The following is an 18,401-nucleotide window of genomic DNA, read 5'->3' on the forward strand; positions in this document are numbered from 1 at the left end:
GGCGTGTCAGTCAACATAACTGCTGAATGTTCCACCTTATTCGCGAGCAAGCTCGCTCCCACAGATTTGAATGTGCTTATTTCTCGACGAATGCGCGCTCGATCAGGTAATCACCCGGCTCGCGCATCCGCGCCGAGATCTTCAGGCCGAAGCTGTCGAGCACTTCGCTGGTCTCGTCGAGCATGCTCGGGCTGCCGCAGATCATCGCGCGGTCGTCCTGCGGGTTGATCGGTGGCAGGCCGATGTCGCTGAACAGCTTGCCGCTGCGCATCAGGTCGGTCAGACGGCCCTGATTCTCGAACGGTTCGCGGGTCACGGTCGGGTAGTAGATCAGCTTGTCACGCAGCGCCTCGCCGAAGAATTCGTTCTGCGGCAGGTGCTCGGTGATGAATTCGCGGTAGGCGACTTCGTTGACGTAACGAACACCGTGAACCAGGATCACTTTCTCGAAGCGCTCGTAGGTTTCCGGGTCCTGGATCACGCTCATGAACGGCGCCAGACCGGTGCCGGTGCTCAGCAGGTACAGGTGCTTGCCCGGGTTCAGGTCGTCCAGCACCAGGGTGCCGGTCGGTTTTTTCGAGATGATGATCTCGTCGCCTTCCTTCAGGTGCTGCAGCTGGGAGGTCAGCGGACCGTCCTGCACCTTGATGCTGAAGAACTCGAGATGCTCTTCCCAGTTCGGGCTGGCGATCGAGTAAGCGCGCATAAGCGGGCGGCCGTTTGGCTGTTGCAGGCCGATCATCACGAACTGACCGTTCTCGAAGCGCAGGCCCGGATCGCGGGTGCACTTGAAGCTGAACAGAGTGTCGTTCCAGTGATGAACACTGAGGACACGCTCGTGGTTCATGTTGCTCATGTACGTGGGACTCCTGGAGATTGATCTGCGCCTGCCCGGCTCGTGTTGAAGAATGCCGACGGTGCGCAATTGCATCGCATTCTAATAGCGCCGACAATATCTGTTAACTGGATTATTAAGATAAGGGTTATCGGTTATATCGATATGCGATTTACTCTTCGTCAACTGCAAGTCTTCGTCGCTGTCGCCCAGCAGGAAAGCGTGTCCCGTGCTGCGGGTCTGCTCAACCTGTCGCAATCGGCCGCCAGCACTTCCATCACCGAACTGGAGCGCCAGTCCAGCTGCCAGCTGTTCGACCGCGCCGGCAAACGCCTGAGCCTCAACGCCCTCGGCAAACAGTTGTTGCCGCAAGCGGTGGCCATGCTCGATCAGGCCAAGGAAATCGAAGACCTGCTCAACGGCAAATCGGGTTTCGGCTCGCTGTCGGTGGGCGCGACCCTGACCATCGGCAATTACCTGGCGACGCTGCTGATCGGCGGTTTCATGCAGCGCCACCCCGAAAGCCAGGTGAAGCTGCATGTGCAGAACACTGCCAATATCGTGCAACAGGTTGCTCACTACGAAATTGATCTGGGTCTAATCGAAGGCGATTGCAGCCACCCGGACATCGAAGTACAGAGCTGGGTCGAGGATGAACTGGTGGTGTTCTGCGCCCCGCAGCATCCGTTGGCCAAGCGCGGCAGCGCGACCATGGAAGAATTGACGCACGAAGCGTGGATTTTGCGGGAACAGGGTTCGGGGACGCGTCTGACCTTCGATCAGGCGATGCGGCATCACCGTAGTGCGCTGAACATCCGGCTGGAGCTGGAACACACCGAAGCGATCAAACGCGCGGTGGAATCAGGTCTGGGGATCGGCTGCATTTCGCGTCTGGCGCTGCGTGACGCCTTCCGCCGCGGCAGCCTGGTGCCGGTGGAGACGCCGGATCTGGATCTGGCGCGGCAGTTCTACTTCATCTGGCACAAACAGAAGTACCAGACCTCCGCCATGCGCGAATTCCTCGATCTGTGCCGCGCCTTCACCGCCGGGGTGCAGCGCAGCGACGAGATCGTTCTGCCGAGCATCGCTTAAAGCAGAATCACCGCCCACACCAGGGCGATCATGCTCAGTGCCACGAATTGCGCGGCGCTGCCCATGTCCTTGGCGTTCTTGGACAGCGGGTGCAACTCCAGCGAGATGCGGTCAATGGCCGCCTCCACCGCCGAATTCAACAGCTCGACGATCAGCGCCAGCAGGCACACGGCGATCAGCAGCGCCTGCTCGACCCGGCTGACATTGAGGAAAAACGTCAGCGGAATCAGCACTACGTTGAGCAGCACCAGTTGGCGGAAAGCCGCTTCGCCGGTGAAGGCGGCGCGCAAGCCGTCCAGCGAGTAACCGGAAGCGTTGAGGATGCGTTTCAGGCCCGTCTGGCCCTTGAAAGGTGACATAAAGTAGATAACCGACCGAAAGGAAGTGGGGAAGCTAGATCAACCAAAGTCAAAAAAGCGTGAAGACGCCAGTGCTTACTGGCTCGGAATTGACTCAAGTTGTTGCAGCAGTAAAGCTGCCTGGGTCCGGGTCCGCACGTTCAGCTTGCGAAAAATCGCCGTGACGTGGGCCTTGATGGTCGCTTCGGACACGCTCAGCTCGTAGGCAATCTGCTTGTTCAGCAAACCTTCGCAGACCATGGTCAACACCCGGAACTGCTGCGGCGTCAGGCTCGCAAGACCATCGCTGGCGGCTTTGGCTTCATCCGAAACGCTGACCGCTTCGAACGCCTGGGGCGGCCAGAACACGTCGCCATCCAGCACTTTGCGCACCGCTTCCTGAATCACGCTCAGGTCGCTGGATTTGGGAATGAAGCCACTGGCGCCGAATTCCCGGGACTTGACCATCACCGAGGCTTCTTCCTGGGCCGAAACCATCACCACCGGAATCTGCGGGTACTGGCCGCGCAGCATCACCAGCCCGGAAAACCCGAAAGCGCCCGGCATGTTCAGGTCCAGCAGCACCAGATCCCAGTCAGCCTTTTCAGTCAGGCGGGTTTCCAGCTCGGCGATGCTCGCCACCTCCACCATGCGTACGTCCGGGCCAAGGCCCATCGTCACCGCTTGATGCAGTGCGCTACGAAAAAGAGGGTGATCATCGGCAATCAGGATGTCGTATGTGGCCATTTTTCAAATGATCCTGTTTTTGATGGCAGGCCCGCGCATTCGAGCCATGCCAAAGCAAATCCAGACACCGCCCGGCAGCGGCATCCACAGGGGCACGTTCAACGCCAATCACGAACAAAAACGGCGTTTCAAACCTTGGCCGCACCCCAATCGGCGCCAAGCATGACCAGCGAAGCCGGGGTGGTCAAGCCGCACGGCCACTGCTTTAGCAGTATGGGCCAGGATCAGGCCGGTACTGGCGCCGCGTTTCGGATATAGGGCAGCAATTCGGCGTGGGCCGGCGTCGACACATTGACGTCCAGTTGCTGCTTGGCCCCCAGGTAATGCTGGCTGAACACATCGAAATAGGCATCCAGCGCCGACGCCGCGTCCGAATCACCGGCCAGTTCCAGGCACAGCGCCGCCACTTCGGCGGTGCACAGGTGCTCGCTGCGGGTCGAGCGGCGCAGGCGATAGCGCGAGAGTTTGTCGGGCAACAGGCTGAGGATCGGCAAGCGGTCGAAATACGGGCTCTTGCGGAAAATCTTCCGGGCTTCGGTCCACGTCGCGTCCAGCAGGATGAACAGCGGACGCTTGCTGCTATCGAGATCCACGGTGTTGGTCACCCGCGAAGGTTCGACGTACTCGCCAGGGAACACCAGATACGGCTGCCATTGCGGGTCGTTCAGCAGTGTCAGCAATTGCTCGTCGGGCTCGGTCCGCGACCAGATGAAGGCATGGTTGTCGCGCACGATGTCGGCGATCAGCCAGCCGGTATTGCTGGGCTTGAACACTTCCTTGCCGGTCATGATCAGGCAAACACCCGAACGCGCATCGACGGTGGGCCGCCAGGCGCACAGGCAATGGCTGATGATCACCCGGCAATCACGGCAACGCGGGGAGCGAAAACCACGGGCCTGGATCGGCTTGATGCCTTCGTCCTCGCGCTGATCGCGCAGGCGGGCCACGGCGTTGGGGGCATGATTCATCGCAGGCGGCACCGGCAGACAGGGAAACTCGACACGAACGACACTCGGCAGGGCAATAAAGGGCGGCAGTTTACCAGAGCGACGGGCACAAGCCTGTACCCTCCCGACCGGCTCCCCTATAATTCGCCGCCACTGAACGCACAGTCACGTGGCTGGTCGAACCACCAGTCACTGAACCAGGAGAGTTTCATGCTGCGCCTTATCGTTCCCACCGCTGCCATTCTGCTGGCCTCGTCCTTCAGCGCTCAGGCTGCATCCCTGAGTGAGCAGAATCTGAACCGAGAGCTGCGCAATGTCGCCGCACAAAGCAGCGTCGGCACGCCACGGGCGATCAACGAAGACATTCTTGATCAGGGCTACACCGTCGAAGGCACCACGCTGGTCAATCACCTGAGCGTGCAAAAGAGCCACGCCGACAAAATGCGTGCTGACCCCAAAGCCGTGTATTTCCAGCTGGGCGCCTCGGTCTGCAACAACCCGTCGTACCGCAAGCTGATGGCCAAGGGCGCCGTGATGCGTTACGACTTCACCGAAGTGAAAAGCAACAAGGCGATCGGCTCCGCCAGCTACCAGGAATCGGATTGCCCGAAAGCGGCTCCTGCGAAGAAGAAGTAATCATCGCGACGTGGCGCGCCGCTGTTCATCCTCGGCGCGCAGTTCGGCCAGCAAGGCCTGCAAGTAACGCGAGCGGCGATCGCCTCCCGCCAGGCGTCGGCAGCACTCCTCTTCGAGACTCACATGGTTGGTCTCGGCCGATGCTTTCAACAACCGATACAGCTGCGTATCGATCTCCAGAATGACTCTCGTCATGTGTCCCGCCTCCTTGCCACCTGCAAATCCTTGAATAGCGTGCACCTTGCGTTCGGTCGTTGACGCAAAGTTGTCGTACGGCGCCTTTAACTTAGTAAATCAGAGCATTCAGCCCTCGACGTGGCATCGGACGAGCGGTGAAAACACTTCGCAAAGCAGCAATAAGCAGTTGCCAGGAAAGACTTTGCGGCGTAATGCTCAATGAGCGAAAAATGCATTGAGGGTCTAGATTCAACGTATTCCCGATCATTTCATTAACGGCAGGAAAGGAGCTGCCGGCTGTTTGTTTTCTTGCAGCGCGGCACTGACGCCGCACGTCAGGGCCGAAAGCTCTGTGCAGAAGGAGAAGTTGCATGCCTTACCAACCGAATGACCTGCTCAGCCGTCATTTTCAGGAAAGCGGCCACGACCTCATCAGCAAGGTCGAAGAACAGCTCAACCTGGTATCACCCAACAGCCCGAATTCCCCCATCTACCGCGACATGATCCTGACCGTGCTGCGCATGGCCCAGGAAGACCACAACCGCTGGAACGCCAAGATCACCCTGCAAGCCCTGCGCGAACTGGAGCAGGCCTTTCGCACCCTTGAACAGTTCAAGGGGCGACGCAAGGTCACAGTGTTCGGCTCGGCCCGCACACCTGTCGAACATCCCCTTTACGCCATGGCTCGCGAACTCGGAGCCTCGCTGGCCCGCTCGAACATGATGGTCATTACCGGTGCCGGCGGCGGAATCATGGCCGCCGCCCATGAAGGTGCCGGCCGCGATCACAGCCTGGGGTTCAACATCACCCTGCCCTTCGAACAACATGCCAACCCCACCGTGGACGGCACCAATAACCTGCTGCCGTTCCATTTCTTCTTCACCCGCAAGCTGTTCTTCGTCAAGGAAGCCGATGCGCTGGTACTGTGCCCCGGCGGGTTTGGCACGCTGGACGAAGCACTCGAAGTGCTGACATTGATCCAGACCGGCAAAAGCCCTCTGGTGCCGGTGGTGCTGTTGGACGCACCGGGCGGGACGTTCTGGCAAGGCGCGCTGGACTTCATCCGTCAGCAACTGGAGGAAAACCGCTACATCCTGCCGACCGACCTGAAGCTGATGCGCCTGGTCTACAACGTTGAAGAGGCAGTGGAGCAGATCAACCAGTTCTACGGCAACTTCCACTCCAGCCGCTGGCTCAAGCGCCAGTTTGTCATTCGCATGAACCACAAACTGAGCGATCAGGCCCTCGACCATATGCAGGAAGCGTTTGCCGATCTGTGCCTGAGCGACCAGTTCCATCAACACGCCTACGCTGGCGAAGAACATGACGAAGCTCAGTTCAGCCACCTCACGCGTCTGGCATTCGCCTTCAATGCCCGGGATCACGGGCGTTTGCGGGAGCTGGTGGACTACATCAACCTGCCGGAAAACTGGGCCCAGTCAAAACCCCAGACCGCGCAACGCACCCGCGAACCGTCGAAGGTAACGTGAAGGCAAAAAAAAACGGCCCGCTATCGAAATAGCGGGCCGTTTTTTTAGTTGAAGCTGAGGCGATTTAATCGTCCATTCCTCTGCCGCTGAACAAGCGGTTGATCATCTCCATCGAGAATCCCCTGTACGCCAGGAATCGACCTTGCCTGGCGCGTTCCTTGGCATCGCCGGGAAGCTGTCCGGAGAACTTCCGTTGCCACGTGTCCGTTAGCTGCTCCTGCCAGTTGATACCGCTCTCGCGCAAGGCGAGTTCGATATCGGCGCGTTGCAAACCGCGCTGGCTCAGTTCTTCGCGAATCCGCAGTGGGCCGTAACCGGAGCGGGCGCGATAGGAAACAAAGCTTTCAAGATAACGGGCTTCGGAAAGCAGCCCTTCTTCCGTCAAACGGTCGAGGGCTGTTTCGATCATCTCGGGGGGAGCGCCACGCTGACGCAGTTTGCGCGTCAGCTCAACTCGACCATGCTCGCGGCGTGCGAGCAGGTCCATGGCGGTTCGCCGCACCGCGACGAGGGTATCGAGTACGGCGGTTGTCATCGGTGCAATCAGATATCAGCGTCAGCCAGGTCGTCTTCGGTCTCTTTGACCGCAGAAGCCTTGGAGTCAGCGATCACTGCTGGCGACAGCAGTTTGTCACGCAGTTGCTTCTCGAGCTTGGCCGCGACTTCCGGGTTGTCCGCCAGGAACTTGGCCGAGTTGGCCTTGCCCTGACCGATCTTGGTGCCTTCGTAGGCATACCAGGCGCCGGACTTCTCGACGAAACCGTGCAGCACGCCCAGGTCGATCATCTCGCCGTTCAGGTAAATACCCTTGCCGTAGAGAATCTGGAACTCGGCCTGACGGAACGGCGAAGCCACCTTGTTCTTCACAACCTTGACGCGGGTTTCGCTACCCACCACTTCGTCGCCTTCCTTCACCGCGCCAGTACGGCGGATGTCGAGACGAACCGAGGCGTAGAACTTCAGCGCGTTACCACCGGTGGTGGTTTCCGGGCTGCCGAACATCACGCCGATCTTCATGCGGATCTGGTTGATGAAGATCACCAGGCAGTTGGCGTTCTTGATGTTACCGGTGATTTTACGCAGCGCCTGGGACATCAGACGGGCTTGCAGGCCCACGTGCATGTCACCCATTTCGCCTTCGATTTCAGCCTTCGGTACCAGAGCGGCCACGGAGTCGACGATGATCACGTCAACGGCGTTGGAGCGCACCAGCATGTCGGTGATTTCCAGGGCCTGCTCGCCGGTGTCCGGCTGGGAAACCAGCAGGTCGTCGACGTTGACGCCCAGTTTGCCGGCGTACTCAGGGTCGAGGGCGTGTTCGGCGTCGACGAAGGCGCAGGTCGCACCGGCTTTTTGAGCCTGGGCGATCACGGACAGCGTCAGTGTGGTTTTACCGGAAGATTCAGGACCGTAGATTTCAACGATACGGCCTTTTGGCAGGCCGCCGATGCCGAGTGCGATGTCCAGACCCAGAGAGCCGGTGGAAATGGCCGGGATCGCCTGACGGTCCTGATCGCCCATACGCATTACGGCACCCTTGCCGAATTGACGTTCGATCTGACCCAGGGCCGCAGCCAAGGCTTTCTTCTTGTTGTCGTCCATTAAAGTCCTCACGTAATCAATAAGGCCTGACGGCCAACACCTGTATAAGTAGCCAGTATTATTCCACAGCGTTCACGGATCGCCTACCCCTGATTTTCGATTTCTCGTGCCGCTAGTCGCAGCAAGCCCTCTAGCGCGGCCTTCACCGTTTGTCGGCGGACTTCGTCGCGGTTGCCGGGGAAGTGCTGGACCTCGCTGGAAACCTGGTCGCCCACGCCCCACGCCAGCCAGACAGTGCCCACCGGTTTGTTCGGCGAACCGCCGTCCGGCCCCGCCACGCCGCTGACCGCCACGGCGAACCGCGCCAGGCTTTTGTCCTGGGCGCCGCGCACCATGGCCTCGACCACTTCGCGACTGACCGCACCCACGGTGCCGAACAGCTCCGTCGGTACATTCAGCTGCTGGGTTTTCTGGCGGTTGGAGTAGGTCACGTAACCCGCCTCGAACCACGCCGAACTCCCCGGAATGCGGGTAATCGCTTCGGCAATCCCGCCGCCGGTGCAGGACTCGGCCGTCGTGACGTGGGCATTGAGCAATTGCAGACGTCGGCCAAGTTCGGCAGCCAATTGGGTGATTTCTTTCACGGCGCGCTCCGGATCGGATGGAATGGGTACCACCGTACACGAGCCGGTTGCGCTTTCAATACACAAGCTTATTCAAAATGTGCAGGCGCCAGCGCTCTGATATAGGCCTGACAGGCCTGCAAGGCGATCAGTCCGCGGTCGCCTTCGCCGGTGATGGCGACAATTCGTCGAGCATGCGCCGGGTCAAGTCGGGCGCGTACGGCTGCATGATCCACGCCGCTGGCGCCGGAGGCGGCTGGCACACCGCAGCCTTGGGCAGCGTCGCCTGCGTCGATGAGGACTGACAGGCGCAGATCAGCAGTGGCAAGGCGATCGCGCAGGCGATCCTGATCACGTTGGGCATCGTTCAGTGCTCGGTAATGGGTTTGTTCGCTGGCCGCGAGCCGTTGCTCCAGGGCCAGGCGTTTGTCCTGCTCGGCCTGCTGCGCGGTAGCGGCGGCCGAAGTCAGTTGATTGAGGGTTTCGGCGTGCAACCGCGCCTGTTCGGCCATTTGGCGGCCGTAGCGCCAGTCCTGAAACTGCCACGCCAGCGCCGCCGCCCCTGCGGCGAGCAGCATCAGACCGATCAGCCGCCAGACGCTCAGACCGAAGGCAGGCATAACACCGCCCTCGCCCGCCCCCAAAGCTCCAGTCGATCCTGCAAACCGTTCAACCCGCCGTTGATCCGCCGGGTGATGCTGTTGAACTGATCCTGATCCGCCAGTTCGTTCAAGCCATTCTTCTCCCAGAACCACGCCGCGGACTCTGCCGCCCATTGCGGCTGTTCGAGCAGCTCAGGCAAGGCCAGCAGGCGCTCGTCACCGAAAAGTCCGAGACTGCACTGGCGATAATTGCTGCGCCCGGTGATCTGGATCAGCCCGCGCCCGCGATACTTCTGCCCGTCGCCATCGGCTTCCGGGGTGTTGCCCAGACGCAAGGCCAGCGTACCGGTGTCGTATTTGCTCAGATACTGGTTGTTGCCCAGTTCACGCACGTACTGCAATTGCCCGGACTCGTGTCCGATCTGGGCGAGAAACGCAGCGATGCGTTTCGGTGTATCGATACGATGGCGGGCCATGGCCGTGTTGAGCGCCGAAACAAAAACGCCCGCTTGGGAGCGGGCGTTGGGCATGATGGTTAAAAGGTTGTTTTCAGTTATTTGCATAATGCGTGATCCTCCCTGGATGCTCCGATTGAACCATGGCTGCAGGCTGAAGCCTGCCAGCCATTTTTTGCCAGAATTTTCAGGGGTGCTGTCGGGGACTGTTCGCCGAAGCGATCAGTAGTCCCCGATGGTAGACATCAGAACTTGATGACATACAACAGAGCCGTGTTCATCGGACGCGCCTCGTTGCCACCCGACGCAGCGACAGACATCGTGTGCGTGTGTTGACCCGCGGCATCCACACCCACGTTGTGCGCATGGTTACCGTCCGCCACGATGCCGTGGGAGTGCGCCGGAGCGTTGGTAGTAAAGTTGCGGTTGACGAAGGGGGCCGAACTGGAGCCCATGATCGACCCCGCCGTGTTCCCGCCGTTGATGACACCCTGCCCGCCCATGACGACATCAATGTTGAACGCGCCACCGCCGACTACAGCACCACCGTGTGCGTGGACGCCGGCAGCATCCGTGCGCGCCGTGTGAGCGTGGTTGCCCGCAGCGGCCGCCGAAACATCGTGAATGTGCGAGGCGTTCTGTCCTGCCTGTTTGCTGCCCAGTACACGACCGGGATCGACGCCGCGACCATCGTCCAGACCTCGAACGAACTCGCCACGCAGATCCGGCACATTGAAGGTGTTGGTACCATCCCCGGCACCAAACCGGGTACCGATCGCGGCAAACAGATTGGCGTACTGAGTCCGCGATACAGGCTGTCCGCTGCACTTGAGCCAGCCGCTTGGAGCGTCGACGGTAGCGACCGTTTTCACGTCGCCGACGTCGGCTCCCAGTTGCCGCGCCACACCGGTACTCGCAATCAGAATCCAGGCTCCGCTTCCCACAGAACTGTTCCATTGCACCCATGCATCGCCCGTCGCGACGATTTCACCGGAGCGAAGCGGGGAATGATCGACGCCGACAATAGGTTTGGCGATTGATCCCGCCACGGAAAAGGTACTGGCGCCGGTGTTGGTATTAAGTGCCTTGAAACGCAGCACCATACCGTCGACCAGAGTAGTTGGTGCCGGCGAGTAGGTGGCGGCATAGGCATTGACCGCGCCGGTGTCGAGGGCGAAATCGATGAGACCCGCCTGATTGATCTTGCGGATGGCCACGAGCAATTGACCGACGTTGGCTTCGTCAGGAACCAGCGCACCGGCCTTGATGACGCCGAGCAACTCTTCGGTGACGGAATTGCCCCAAACCGCCGGGATCAGCGATCCAGGAGTACCGGCCACCGGGTTTTCATCGACAAACTTGCCATTGACCAGCCCAACGCTGGGCACACTCTTTGGATAATCCATTATTCATTCCTTAGTCATAGTTGATGTACACCTGGGTATGAGCCGGTGTGCTGCGGTGAATGAGGCATTCCAGAGCCGAGCCTGGATTCATGCCGAAACGCTCCCCCCAGTAACTGGCACCAAAACGGCGCCCGCTGGACAGGCGTCCGCCGGTATTGAGGATCCACATGAATTGCGCTCTCCAGGTGCCGAAATGCGCCTGGCCAAATCGCGAGCGCCCCATGCGCGGAACCCGGAGTTCGGAGACCGTTGCCTGTGGATACCCCTGGCTTCGTGCGACCTCGACGAAATAGGATGCCGTCTGGCTGCCTACCGCCAGCAGGCGCCGGCGTACGGCCAGTCGCCGATCGTCAAAGAGCGGTGTGGCGCCCAGGCACGGATCCGGCAGGTTCATCACTGCCTCCCAATCCGGCACCAACTCGCTGACAGTGACCGGATCCATCTCGTTGAGGACGTCGATCGCACGGGCGTCAAGCCGCGCCAGTTCCTGGGCGATGCCCTCAAGCACCTGGTCGAGCTCCGGAACTCGCCCCGGCTCCCAGGCCGGGCCACTGGGCAACAGGTTGCGCAACTGATCGCGGTATTGCGTGGCACTTCTCAAGACAGCCATTCGCACCCCCCAAAAGCCAGGAGCTGGTTACTGGCGGCCGTGACATTGGCCGAGGGTAATGAGAGGGAGTGATCCGTCTCACCCGTTGCACTGCTGATGGCTTCATTGATGTGACTGAGCAACAGCGTCTCGCCCAGACCCGCCTCACGGTTATGCAAATCGCGCAGCTGACTTTCGATAGCGGCACGCACGGCACTGGTGTCAGGCGTGATGCGCAGCTTGTAAGGCACTAACACTTTCACTGGCGCCATCACGCTCACATCCGCCGTCACCGGCCGCAACTGTTCGATATAGGCCTGTACTTCAGCGAGCTGCTCGTCATTGGGAATGGGCTGGGCATCGTCGTCCCGCATGACGAATACGCCGACCGTGCCCGGACCGAGGAAGTTGCCGCGACACCATGCCCGGGTAATCCCGGGGCACTCCAGCGCCCATGTCTCATAGTCCTGAGCGGAACCGCCGTGAGGAATGAGGCGGTAGGAGCGGATCACCCGCGAACGCAGGGACTCCAGACTTTCCCGGGCGATGCCGCCCGTCAGCCCGGGTGCCAGGACGGCAAAGCTGTTGCCGGTAATGCCCAGAATCGGTTGCACCGGCACCAGCGTCAGACCGGCGTCGGCATTGCCCTGGCTACCGGGGTCCAGGGCCGCAATGGTCGTGCTGTTGATGCCGTTGCTGGTGGTGCGTGCGGCAGTGACCCGGTAAGTCCGGCCGTCATTCGATTGCAGCAACGTATCGACATCCAGCACCGCCCCGGCGCTGGCACTGAAGCTGACGCTGCCGGTGGCAACCTGCGCGGATTTGCGCGGCTGGTTCAGGCGCAGGGCGGCGATCCGTTCGAGGGTCGACTCATCGGCCGTGTCGGGCAGGATCTGCTCGGCGATCCAATCGAGATAGCCATACAGTCCATAGACCGCACCACCGAGGGTGCGGGCCAGGACTTGCGCATCGGACTGGCGCAGCGAATCGCCGGCCAGGTCGCTTTGGGTGCGTTTGATCAGCACCGGCAGCGAAGGGGTTTCAAACGGCATAGATCACCTGCCAACTGTTTTCGGGATTGATGTCCAGGCGCTCGCCGTCGGCCAGGGTCAGGACCGTGCGCAGGTTCAGGCGCTGGGCGTCGAGGCGTTCGCTGATGATGTCGATGGCGCTGCAGTGACCGTCATCAATCAGCCATTGCAAGGCTTCACGGGCGTAGAACTCGGCGTCCATCTGGGTCTGGCGGGTCAGCTTGACCCGCCGCAGCAGCCACAGCCGTGAACCGATGCGGTCATTGGCCACGGTGGGAAAAGTGTCGCCCCACCAGCCGTAACGTTCCTCGTCGTCGAGGGCGTCGTCGTCGGCGGCGCGGCGCCAGGTGTATAAGCTGATCAACACCGCGCGAGTCAGCGCGGCGTGCAGGTTTTGACTGATAAACATCACTGGCCTCCCGCCGGCGCGCCGGTCTGGCCGCTGCCGGCCTGCACGCCGACGTGCACGTGCTTGATCTGGCTGATGCCGCCAGCCACCTGATCGCCGGTGGACACGATCTTGCCGGTCTGGTTGATCACCGGCGTGTCGAAGTTCACGGCACTGCTGGCGCGGATATTGAGCGTGGCGGTTTCGATGTCGATGATCCGCCCGCGCTTGAAGTGGATTTTGTCGCCCTCGTCGGTGTAGATCGCCACCTCGCCGGCCGCCAGCGACTGCAGGCGATAGCGACGGTCGGCGACCACCAGAGCGATGGCATGAGAGCGGTCACCGCCGAGAAACGTGACGACGCCTTCGGCACCGGCCAGCGGATGGCTGGTGAAGCCGTAGGGTTCGAAGTGCTCCATGTCGTCGTTTACTTCACCGGCGGTGAGGCGCATTTGCAGCGATTGCAGCTTGGAGGCCGAACTGGCGAGCACGACAGTGCCGCGCGCCAGCAGGCGTGTCAGTAGGCTCATAGGGTTTCCTTGGAGGGCGGTGTCGGGCTCAGGTTTGTTTCGGCGGCGAAGGATTGGCGTCGAAGGTATGCGGCGGCGCCACTTGCAGGGTGGTCACCGAGCCTTGCGCCGACAGCGAGTACGTCACCTTGGAGATCAGCATGTCTTCATCGAAGCCGAGCACCGGATCCTTGACCTTCACCAGCGTGTTGTGGCGCCACAGATCGCCGTTGGACTGGCGCCAGCCCTGCACCTGATAAGTGGTGGTCAGCGCACGGCCCATGCGCGTGGCGCTTTCCCACTGGGCCCGTTGCTGGGCCAATTCGAACGTCAGTTGCGAGCCTTCGTTGATGATCGTGGTGCGCCGACGCTTGAAGCTCAGGTCGGTCGCGCTGGATTCAACCTCGCTGACCGCCGCCCCGCTCTTCTTGTCGTTGCCCTTTTGCTGGCCGATCACCCGGTATTCGGAGAACACCTGGCTGTAATCCATCGGCGCATTGGCCGAGAGAATGTTCTTGCCCAGCTCCAGCGCATCGCTGGCGCGGCCACCGCTGCCTGGCCTTGCCAGCACCAACCGGCCTTCCGCGTCATCGGTGGAAAACACCCGGTACAGCGAGAGCAGACGGTCGATCGACTGAAACACCGTTTCACCCGGAACGATGGTGTGTTTGCTCAGGCGTGCGGTCTCCGGAATTTCGTTGACCACCATCAACGCGTACTCCATGGCCAGGGCCTGGACGATGTTCAACAGCGATTGATCCTGCCATTGGCCGGGGTTGTTTCGCGCCGCACAATCCACCAGATCCTGGGTCTTGGAACTACCTTCGATACTCAGGCTGATCTGCCGCCCGTCATAGCTGATCGGGGCTTTGAAGACGTACCCGGTGAGAACCAGATCCTTGCCGATCCTCACCTCGCACGGGTCCCCGGCATTGATCCTCTGATCGGCGGTCTGGCCCGGCCATTGCCAGGTGATATCGAGTTTGAAGGTACGGAACTGGCGCTCCAGATCGGCGCTGATTTCCACGCTTTTCCAGCCGCCATATTCCATGTTGCCGACCGTCAGCGTGACGTGGTTGTCCATCTCGTCCATGGCTCACTCCCTGGAGACTTTCACATCGTTGGGTGAGAACACCGGATGAGAGATGCCGTTGCGCTGGGTCACTTCCGTGACCCGGGTCGCATCGGCAAATTGCTTGTAGGCCACGACCAGCGCCGGCAGGCTCTCCTGAAACGACTTGCTGACCAGTCGCACACCGGACGACGCCACAGCCTTGAGGTGCGCGATCAGCGCTTCCTTCACATCGCTGATGGCTTGATAGTGCGCGGGATCGGCCTTGTTCTGCGCCAGCTGGAGCGCCTCGATCAGCTCTTTTTGCAGCAGTTGCAGATCGTCGGTGACCGGTACTTCCTGGCGGGTAACCGGCTGGATCGCCTGCTGGGCCACGGTGGGCGTCGACGTCAGTTTCACCGGTGTCGAAGCCACCGGCATCGAGGCAACCCACTGCGCCACTTTGACGATCAGCGTGTCCTGCACCAGGTCGGCCATGGCCTGCGCCGCTGCCGTGGTGTCCTTGCCGGTGGTGATTTTCGGCGCATCGGCCTTGCGGATGGCTTCGATCTGTCCGGACACGTCGGCAATCACGCCACGGTAACCTTCCTTCGCGAATTCCTTCAGTGACTTGATGTCGCCCAGCAAGCCCTTGAACTCCGCCGCCACTTCCTTGGGCAACTCCTTGACGGCCTTGACCAGCTCGGTGATCTCTTTGTACTGCTCGATCAATGGCTTGAGCTGTTCCTTGATCACGTCAAAGACCCCGGTCAGGCTGTTGCGAAGATTATTGATGCCGATTCGCGCAGCCTGAATACGGATCATGACTTCTTCGAAACGCCCGACCGCCGACCCCAGCAAGGTATCAGCCTTGGCCAGCAGCACCTTCTGCGTGCTGACGGTGGCGGTCGGAAACGGCAGGGGGCGGTCGGGATAGAACTTCAGTGCGAAAGTCACCAGCCCGCCATCCTGGCGGGTGTGGGTCATGTCGCACTCACCGACCTTGACCTGCAGGCGTCCCAGCCAAGGATGCACCAGTTCGCCGCTGCCCTGCTCCAGCGCCTTGAGCAGCTTGTCGCGCTGTTCAAGGCAATCGGGGCCGACGATGAAAGCCGTCAGGTCGTGGGTCTTGGCCTGTTGGCCGAGATCCTCGAAAAACGGCAGGTCGCGTTGCGGATATTCGTGCAACTGCCCGTTGCGGCCGACCGGGGTTTTCGCCTGGTCGACCCAAAAACCGACCCCACGAAAGGACGCCGGCACCAAACGGTCACGCCAGTTCATTGGAACCTCCCATGGACAGCGAGCGATAGCCGATGCGCGAAGACAGCGCCAGGCCCGGCTGATTGGTTTGCGGTTGATCGGTACGCAGCCCGGCCGGCGCATTTTCGAAGCGCACCGTCAGGCCGCCTTCGAGTTGCGTGCGGCTGTTGGCGGCACTTTGCTGGATCAGGGCGCTGGAGGACTGTGTCAACGGACTGTTCAACCCGGCCGCACCCGCAGGTGTCGTAGCGCTGCCGGTTACGGTTTCGAAGAATCCGGAGAAATGGCCACCCAACAGTTCCTTGACCTGTCCGAAGAGGCTCTGCAGCTTCGTCCACATATCACTTAACCAGACAATGACGGGCTCCCACTTCTGTTTGATCGAGTCCAGCGGAGACTGGCCGAAAAGGTCACCGAACACGCCCTTCACCGATTGCGCATCCGTGGTCAACGATGCCCACAAACCGGAAAAGTACCCTGTCACGCCACCCCATGCCGCCGTTGCGGACTCCACAGGCAAGACGTCGAACACGCGGCGCAAGCTGTCCTGCAACGAGGCCATGGAAGCCCCGACGACATCCCGCAGCGCCGAGAACACATCAGTGACCGGCTGCCAGGCTTCGTTGATCGTCTGGATCGGCGACCAACTGAACCGCGCCTTGAGCGATTCCACACCCGCCCCTGCGCTGGCTACCACGCCGTTGTAAAAATCACCGACCACGCCACTGGCAGTGGCCAGTGCCTGGCTCAACACTTCACGGGGTGAAAACGAGAACGTGGCCTTGAGTTTTTCGATGCCAGTCGTTGCATTGGCGACCGCACTGGCCCAGAAATCACTGACGACCGTACTGGCGGTTTTCAGCGCCTTGTCCATCACCTCGCGAGGCGAGAAAGAGAACTTCGCACTGAGTGCTTCGATACCCGCCTTCGCACTGGCGATCGTACTGTCAAAGAAATCGCTGATGACCGTACCGGTGGTTGCCAGCGCCTTGTCCATCACCTCACGCGGCGAGAAAGAGAACTTCGCACTGAGTGCTTCGATACCCGCCGTCGCACTCGCCACGGTCTCGTCGAAGAACTTCGTGACGCTGTCGACGCCCGCAGAGAACAGCTCACCTGTCTCATCCCACGTTTTGCCGATCGAGGCGCCCATCGAAGCCAGCCCCTCCGTCACGGATGTGACTCCGCTATCGAAGGCTTCACGGGTGAAAGCCCACACCTTGTTGAAGACCCCGGAAATCGAAGACCAGTGTTTGGTGATCAGGCGCGCGCCAATCACGATCAGCGCCACAGCCCCGGCGATGATCGCAGCAGCAATGCCGATCGGTGAAGCCAGGATACCCAGCACCGAGACGAGGCCCATTGCACCGACCGTCACCACCGTGAACGCCACCGCCGCGGCTGCCAGTCCCTCGACGAGGTACGGATTGTTCGCGAGGAACTGGCCAATCGAGGTGATCACCGGCGTGATAGCGGTGACGATACTGTTGACTGCCGGCAACAGCGCCTGACCGATCTTCAGCGAAACCTTGTCCAGTGCCTTGTTGAACTTCTCAAGGTTGGCCGAGGTTTCTCCGTGGACAACCTTGGGCACTTTCAGTCCCTTGTTCGCCCGGACTTTTTTCGCCAGTGCATCCTGCGCTTCAATGGCCTTCTTGATGCCGTCCTGAAACGGCTTGAGCAGGCCACCTTCGGAGATGAACCCGGCGACATCCAGCGGCTCGAGGCCGCTGTCTTCCATACTTTTCTTGAATGCTGCGACCTTGCCGCGCAGCCCCTTCATCCCGGTCTCCACTTTCTCGGTGCCCTTGAGCACCGCGAGCATGTCAGCCGAGACAGGAAGTTTCTGCGCGCTCTGGCTCGTATTTTTTTTAGCCATCACTGCACCTGCTGCATCGCATTGATCCGTTGCGCGTGCTCCAGCGATTCGCGAAGCACATCCAGTGGCCTGGCCATCATCTGTTCGGGGTCAACCTTCCAGAACCAGGCCAGGTCATAGGCGACCGAAATCAGGTCGGTGATGGTTCCGACGCCGCACTCATGAAAAAACCTGCAACGGCCCAGCTCAGCGCGTTGAGGTCAGCCAGATCCAGCTGGTTGACCGACGACGGCGGAATGCCGGCGCACACCGCGATGTATTTGGCCGCCACGTCCATGTCGAGGCTGACCTCTTCGCTCTTGTCGATCTTGTACGGCAGCGCCTTGATCGCTCGCACTTCCTGCACCGTAGGACGGCGCAGGACGAGTTCGGTCAGGGGCTCGCCGTGAGCTTCGATCGCAACTTGAAGCTTCACGGCGCCGCTCATTGCCAGGTCCCCTTGATGCCTTCGAATTTCAGTTCGATGGTGGCGTCATCGCCTTTGGAGACTGGCTCTTCGACCAGGTATGCACCGGCCAGTACGTAGACTTTGCCGTTGCTGAATTCGCAGGTGACGGTGATGTCGGTGCCTTCGATCAGCTTCTTCAGCGGGAAGTCGGCGGTGTGCAGCGCGGTCACCTTGAACGACGGCGCGACGTCGGTTTCCTTGTAGAAACCCGGCACGACGGTTTCGCGTTTGACGGCCATCAGCGGGGCTTCGCAGCCGCCGTTGATAGTCAGTTGTGCACCGTCGACCTTGACGTAGCAGGTGCCTGCAATCAGTTGACCCATGGTGTTACTCCCTTCAAATAAAAAGCCCACGCA

General features: G+C 60.7%; 23 protein-coding genes. 3 read left to right on the forward strand and 20 right to left on the reverse strand.

Annotated features, from left to right (window positions below; genetic code table 11):
- Positions 1 to 76: 76 nt before the first annotated feature.
- Positions 77 to 856, reverse strand: a complete 780-nt coding sequence (fpr, locus tag AC1Q9F_RS07265) for a ferredoxin-NADP reductase (RefSeq protein WP_007908723.1) — start codon at positions 854 to 856, stop codon at positions 77 to 79.
- Positions 857 to 1,000: 144 nt separating this feature from the next.
- On the opposite strand from fpr, the gene AC1Q9F_RS07270 reads away from it, so the two are divergent.
- A complete protein-coding gene (locus tag AC1Q9F_RS07270) occupies positions 1,001 to 1,927 on the forward strand; it encodes a LysR family transcriptional regulator (protein WP_007954941.1) in 927 nt (308 codons plus the stop codon).
- Here the strand turns inward: AC1Q9F_RS07270 and AC1Q9F_RS07275 are convergent.
- The 3 genes from AC1Q9F_RS07275 to AC1Q9F_RS07285 all read right to left on the reverse strand — a co-directional run bounded on the left by AC1Q9F_RS07275 (position 1,924) and on the right by AC1Q9F_RS07285 (position 3,980).
- Positions 1,924 to 2,286 (reverse strand): diacylglycerol kinase, encoded by a 363-nt coding sequence (locus AC1Q9F_RS07275; protein ID WP_003222276.1) that lies wholly within the window; start codon positions 2,284 to 2,286, stop codon positions 1,924 to 1,926. The genes AC1Q9F_RS07270 and AC1Q9F_RS07275 overlap by 4 nt on opposite strands.
- Before the next feature lie 75 nt (positions 2,287 to 2,361).
- Positions 2,362 to 3,012: a response regulator transcription factor ErdR gene (gene erdR / locus AC1Q9F_RS07280; RefSeq protein WP_007954938.1), complete on the reverse strand. Its 651-nt coding sequence runs from the start codon at positions 3,010 to 3,012 to the stop codon at positions 2,362 to 2,364.
- 224 nt (positions 3,013 to 3,236) lie between these two features.
- Complete coding sequence (locus AC1Q9F_RS07285) at positions 3,237 to 3,980, reverse strand: tRNA-uridine aminocarboxypropyltransferase (RefSeq protein WP_492619661.1); 744 nt, start codon at positions 3,978 to 3,980, stop codon at positions 3,237 to 3,239.
- Positions 3,981 to 4,169: 189 nt separating this feature from the next.
- Here AC1Q9F_RS07285 and AC1Q9F_RS07290 point away from each other — a divergent pair, with 189 nt between their 5' ends.
- On the forward strand, positions 4,170 to 4,595 hold the full coding sequence (locus AC1Q9F_RS07290; protein ID WP_492619660.1) for a PA3611 family quorum-sensing-regulated virulence factor: 426 nt from the start codon (positions 4,170 to 4,172) through the stop codon (positions 4,593 to 4,595).
- Here the strand turns inward: AC1Q9F_RS07290 and AC1Q9F_RS07295 are convergent, their stop codons facing one another.
- A complete protein-coding gene (locus AC1Q9F_RS07295; RefSeq protein WP_007954932.1) occupies positions 4,596 to 4,790 on the reverse strand; it encodes a hypothetical protein in 195 nt (64 codons plus the stop codon).
- A gap of 353 nt (positions 4,791 to 5,143) precedes the next feature.
- On the opposite strand from AC1Q9F_RS07295, the gene AC1Q9F_RS07300 reads away from it, so the two are divergent.
- Positions 5,144 to 6,262 carry an LOG family protein gene (locus AC1Q9F_RS07300; RefSeq protein WP_115076770.1) on the forward strand — a complete coding sequence of 373 codons (1,119 nt, stop codon included), beginning with the start codon at positions 5,144 to 5,146 and terminating at the stop codon, positions 6,260 to 6,262.
- A 64-nt stretch (positions 6,263 to 6,326) separates the two neighbouring features.
- Here AC1Q9F_RS07300 and recX read toward each other — a convergent pair whose 3' ends face one another.
- The 15 genes from recX to AC1Q9F_RS07375 form a co-directional block, all read right to left on the reverse strand.
- Entirely contained in the window at positions 6,327 to 6,797 is a 471-nt protein-coding gene (gene recX, locus AC1Q9F_RS07305; RefSeq protein ID WP_039771298.1) for a recombination regulator RecX, read from the reverse strand.
- Positions 6,798 to 6,805: 8 nt separating this feature from the next.
- On the reverse strand, positions 6,806 to 7,864 hold the full coding sequence (recA, locus tag AC1Q9F_RS07310) for a recombinase RecA (protein ID WP_003222269.1): 1,059 nt from the start codon (positions 7,862 to 7,864) through the stop codon (positions 6,806 to 6,808).
- Positions 7,865 to 7,947: 83 nt separating this feature from the next.
- Positions 7,948 to 8,448, reverse strand: coding sequence for a CinA family protein (locus AC1Q9F_RS07315; RefSeq protein ID WP_273896429.1), 501 nt, complete (start codon positions 8,446 to 8,448; stop codon positions 7,948 to 7,950).
- Positions 8,449 to 8,516: 68 nt separating this feature from the next.
- Positions 8,517 to 9,047 (reverse strand): lysis system i-spanin subunit Rz, encoded by a 531-nt coding sequence (locus AC1Q9F_RS07320; RefSeq protein WP_492619659.1) that lies wholly within the window; start codon positions 9,045 to 9,047, stop codon positions 8,517 to 8,519.
- Complete coding sequence (locus AC1Q9F_RS07325) at positions 9,029 to 9,592, reverse strand: glycoside hydrolase family 19 protein (protein ID WP_492619658.1); 564 nt, start codon at positions 9,590 to 9,592, stop codon at positions 9,029 to 9,031. The genes AC1Q9F_RS07320 and AC1Q9F_RS07325 overlap by 19 nt, the downstream gene beginning before the upstream one ends.
- Positions 9,593 to 9,729: 137 nt before the next feature.
- Entirely contained in the window at positions 9,730 to 10,890 is a 1,161-nt protein-coding gene (locus AC1Q9F_RS07330) for a phage tail protein (RefSeq protein ID WP_207985200.1), read from the reverse strand.
- A 10-nt stretch (positions 10,891 to 10,900) separates the two neighbouring features.
- The gene (locus AC1Q9F_RS07335; protein WP_207985199.1) at positions 10,901 to 11,500 is read right to left on the reverse strand and encodes a YmfQ family protein; all 600 of its coding nucleotides are present in this window, start codon (positions 11,498 to 11,500) and stop codon (positions 10,901 to 10,903) included.
- Positions 11,488 to 12,531 carry a baseplate J/gp47 family protein gene (locus AC1Q9F_RS07340; RefSeq protein WP_492619657.1) on the reverse strand — a complete coding sequence of 348 codons (1,044 nt, stop codon included), beginning with the start codon at positions 12,529 to 12,531 and terminating at the stop codon, positions 11,488 to 11,490. Before AC1Q9F_RS07340 ends, AC1Q9F_RS07335 begins: the two co-directional genes overlap by 13 nt.
- The gene (locus tag AC1Q9F_RS07345; RefSeq protein WP_179692472.1) at positions 12,521 to 12,919 is read right to left on the reverse strand and encodes a phage GP46 family protein; all 399 of its coding nucleotides are present in this window, start codon (positions 12,917 to 12,919) and stop codon (positions 12,521 to 12,523) included. Before AC1Q9F_RS07345 ends, AC1Q9F_RS07340 begins: the two co-directional genes overlap by 11 nt.
- Positions 12,919 to 13,428, reverse strand: a complete 510-nt coding sequence (locus tag AC1Q9F_RS07350; RefSeq protein ID WP_492619656.1) for a phage baseplate assembly protein V — start codon at positions 13,426 to 13,428, stop codon at positions 12,919 to 12,921. Before AC1Q9F_RS07350 ends, AC1Q9F_RS07345 begins: the two co-directional genes overlap by 1 nt.
- Before the next feature lie 28 nt (positions 13,429 to 13,456).
- On the reverse strand, positions 13,457 to 14,500 hold the full coding sequence (locus AC1Q9F_RS07355; RefSeq protein WP_492619655.1) for a phage baseplate assembly protein: 1,044 nt from the start codon (positions 14,498 to 14,500) through the stop codon (positions 13,457 to 13,459).
- Between the two features lie 3 nt (positions 14,501 to 14,503).
- Positions 14,504 to 15,739, reverse strand: a complete 1,236-nt coding sequence (locus tag AC1Q9F_RS07360; RefSeq protein ID WP_207985195.1) for a DNA circularization protein — start codon at positions 15,737 to 15,739, stop codon at positions 14,504 to 14,506.
- On the reverse strand, positions 15,726 to 17,597 hold the full coding sequence (locus AC1Q9F_RS07365; protein WP_492619654.1) for a hypothetical protein: 1,872 nt from the start codon (positions 17,595 to 17,597) through the stop codon (positions 15,726 to 15,728). The genes AC1Q9F_RS07360 and AC1Q9F_RS07365 overlap by 14 nt, the downstream gene beginning before the upstream one ends.
- Before the next feature lie 130 nt (positions 17,598 to 17,727).
- Complete coding sequence (locus tag AC1Q9F_RS07370) at positions 17,728 to 18,024, reverse strand: phage tail assembly protein (protein ID WP_085748142.1); 297 nt, start codon at positions 18,022 to 18,024, stop codon at positions 17,728 to 17,730.
- Positions 18,021 to 18,368 (reverse strand): phage tail tube protein, encoded by a 348-nt coding sequence (locus tag AC1Q9F_RS07375; protein WP_085697365.1) that lies wholly within the window; start codon positions 18,366 to 18,368, stop codon positions 18,021 to 18,023. Before AC1Q9F_RS07375 ends, AC1Q9F_RS07370 begins: the two co-directional genes overlap by 4 nt.
- Between the last annotated feature and the right edge of the window lie 33 nt (positions 18,369 to 18,401).

The organism is Pseudomonas sp. GW823-FHT04A03 (assembly GCF_058796615.1).

Bases quoted from the DNA above. Each gene is read 5' to 3' on its own strand.
- fpr (WP_007908723.1), bottom strand. From the start codon at position 856: ATGAGCAACATGAACCACGAGCGTGTCCTCAGTGTTCATCACTGGAAC.
- AC1Q9F_RS07270 (WP_007954941.1), top strand. From the start codon at position 1,001: ATGCGATTTACTCTTCGTCAACTGCAAGTCTTCGTCGCTGTCGCCCAG.
- AC1Q9F_RS07275 (WP_003222276.1), bottom strand. From the start codon at position 2,286: ATGTCACCTTTCAAGGGCCAGACGGGCCTGAAACGCATCCTCAACGCT.
- erdR (WP_007954938.1), bottom strand. From the start codon at position 3,012: ATGGCCACATACGACATCCTGATTGCCGATGATCACCCTCTTTTTCGT.
- AC1Q9F_RS07285 (WP_492619661.1), bottom strand. From the start codon at position 3,980: ATGAATCATGCCCCCAACGCCGTGGCCCGCCTGCGCGATCAGCGCGAG.
- AC1Q9F_RS07290 (WP_492619660.1), top strand. From the start codon at position 4,170: ATGCTGCGCCTTATCGTTCCCACCGCTGCCATTCTGCTGGCCTCGTCC.
- AC1Q9F_RS07295 (WP_007954932.1), bottom strand. From the start codon at position 4,790: ATGACGAGAGTCATTCTGGAGATCGATACGCAGCTGTATCGGTTGTTG.
- AC1Q9F_RS07300 (WP_115076770.1), top strand. From the start codon at position 5,144: ATGCCTTACCAACCGAATGACCTGCTCAGCCGTCATTTTCAGGAAAGC.
- recX (WP_039771298.1), bottom strand. From the start codon at position 6,797: ATGACAACCGCCGTACTCGATACCCTCGTCGCGGTGCGGCGAACCGCC.
- recA (WP_003222269.1), bottom strand. From the start codon at position 7,864: ATGGACGACAACAAGAAGAAAGCCTTGGCTGCGGCCCTGGGTCAGATC.
- AC1Q9F_RS07320 (WP_492619659.1), bottom strand. From the start codon at position 9,047: ATGCCTGCCTTCGGTCTGAGCGTCTGGCGGCTGATCGGTCTGATGCTG.
- AC1Q9F_RS07325 (WP_492619658.1), bottom strand. From the start codon at position 9,592: ATGCAAATAACTGAAAACAACCTTTTAACCATCATGCCCAACGCCCGC.
- AC1Q9F_RS07330 (WP_207985200.1), bottom strand. From the start codon at position 10,890: ATGGATTATCCAAAGAGTGTGCCCAGCGTTGGGCTGGTCAATGGCAAG.
- AC1Q9F_RS07335 (WP_207985199.1), bottom strand. From the start codon at position 11,500: ATGGCTGTCTTGAGAAGTGCCACGCAATACCGCGATCAGTTGCGCAAC.
- AC1Q9F_RS07340 (WP_492619657.1), bottom strand. From the start codon at position 12,531: ATGCCGTTTGAAACCCCTTCGCTGCCGGTGCTGATCAAACGCACCCAA.
- AC1Q9F_RS07345 (WP_179692472.1), bottom strand. From the start codon at position 12,919: ATGTTTATCAGTCAAAACCTGCACGCCGCGCTGACTCGCGCGGTGTTG.
- AC1Q9F_RS07350 (WP_492619656.1), bottom strand. From the start codon at position 13,428: ATGAGCCTACTGACACGCCTGCTGGCGCGCGGCACTGTCGTGCTCGCC.
- AC1Q9F_RS07355 (WP_492619655.1), bottom strand. From the start codon at position 14,500: ATGGACGAGATGGACAACCACGTCACGCTGACGGTCGGCAACATGGAA.
- AC1Q9F_RS07360 (WP_207985195.1), bottom strand. From the start codon at position 15,739: ATGAACTGGCGTGACCGTTTGGTGCCGGCGTCCTTTCGTGGGGTCGGT.
- AC1Q9F_RS07365 (WP_492619654.1), bottom strand. From the start codon at position 17,597: ATGGCTAAAAAAAATACGAGCCAGAGCGCGCAGAAACTTCCTGTCTCG.
- AC1Q9F_RS07370 (WP_085748142.1), bottom strand. From the start codon at position 18,024: ATGAGCGGCGCCGTGAAGCTTCAAGTTGCGATCGAAGCTCACGGCGAG.
- AC1Q9F_RS07375 (WP_085697365.1), bottom strand. From the start codon at position 18,368: ATGGGTCAACTGATTGCAGGCACCTGCTACGTCAAGGTCGACGGTGCA.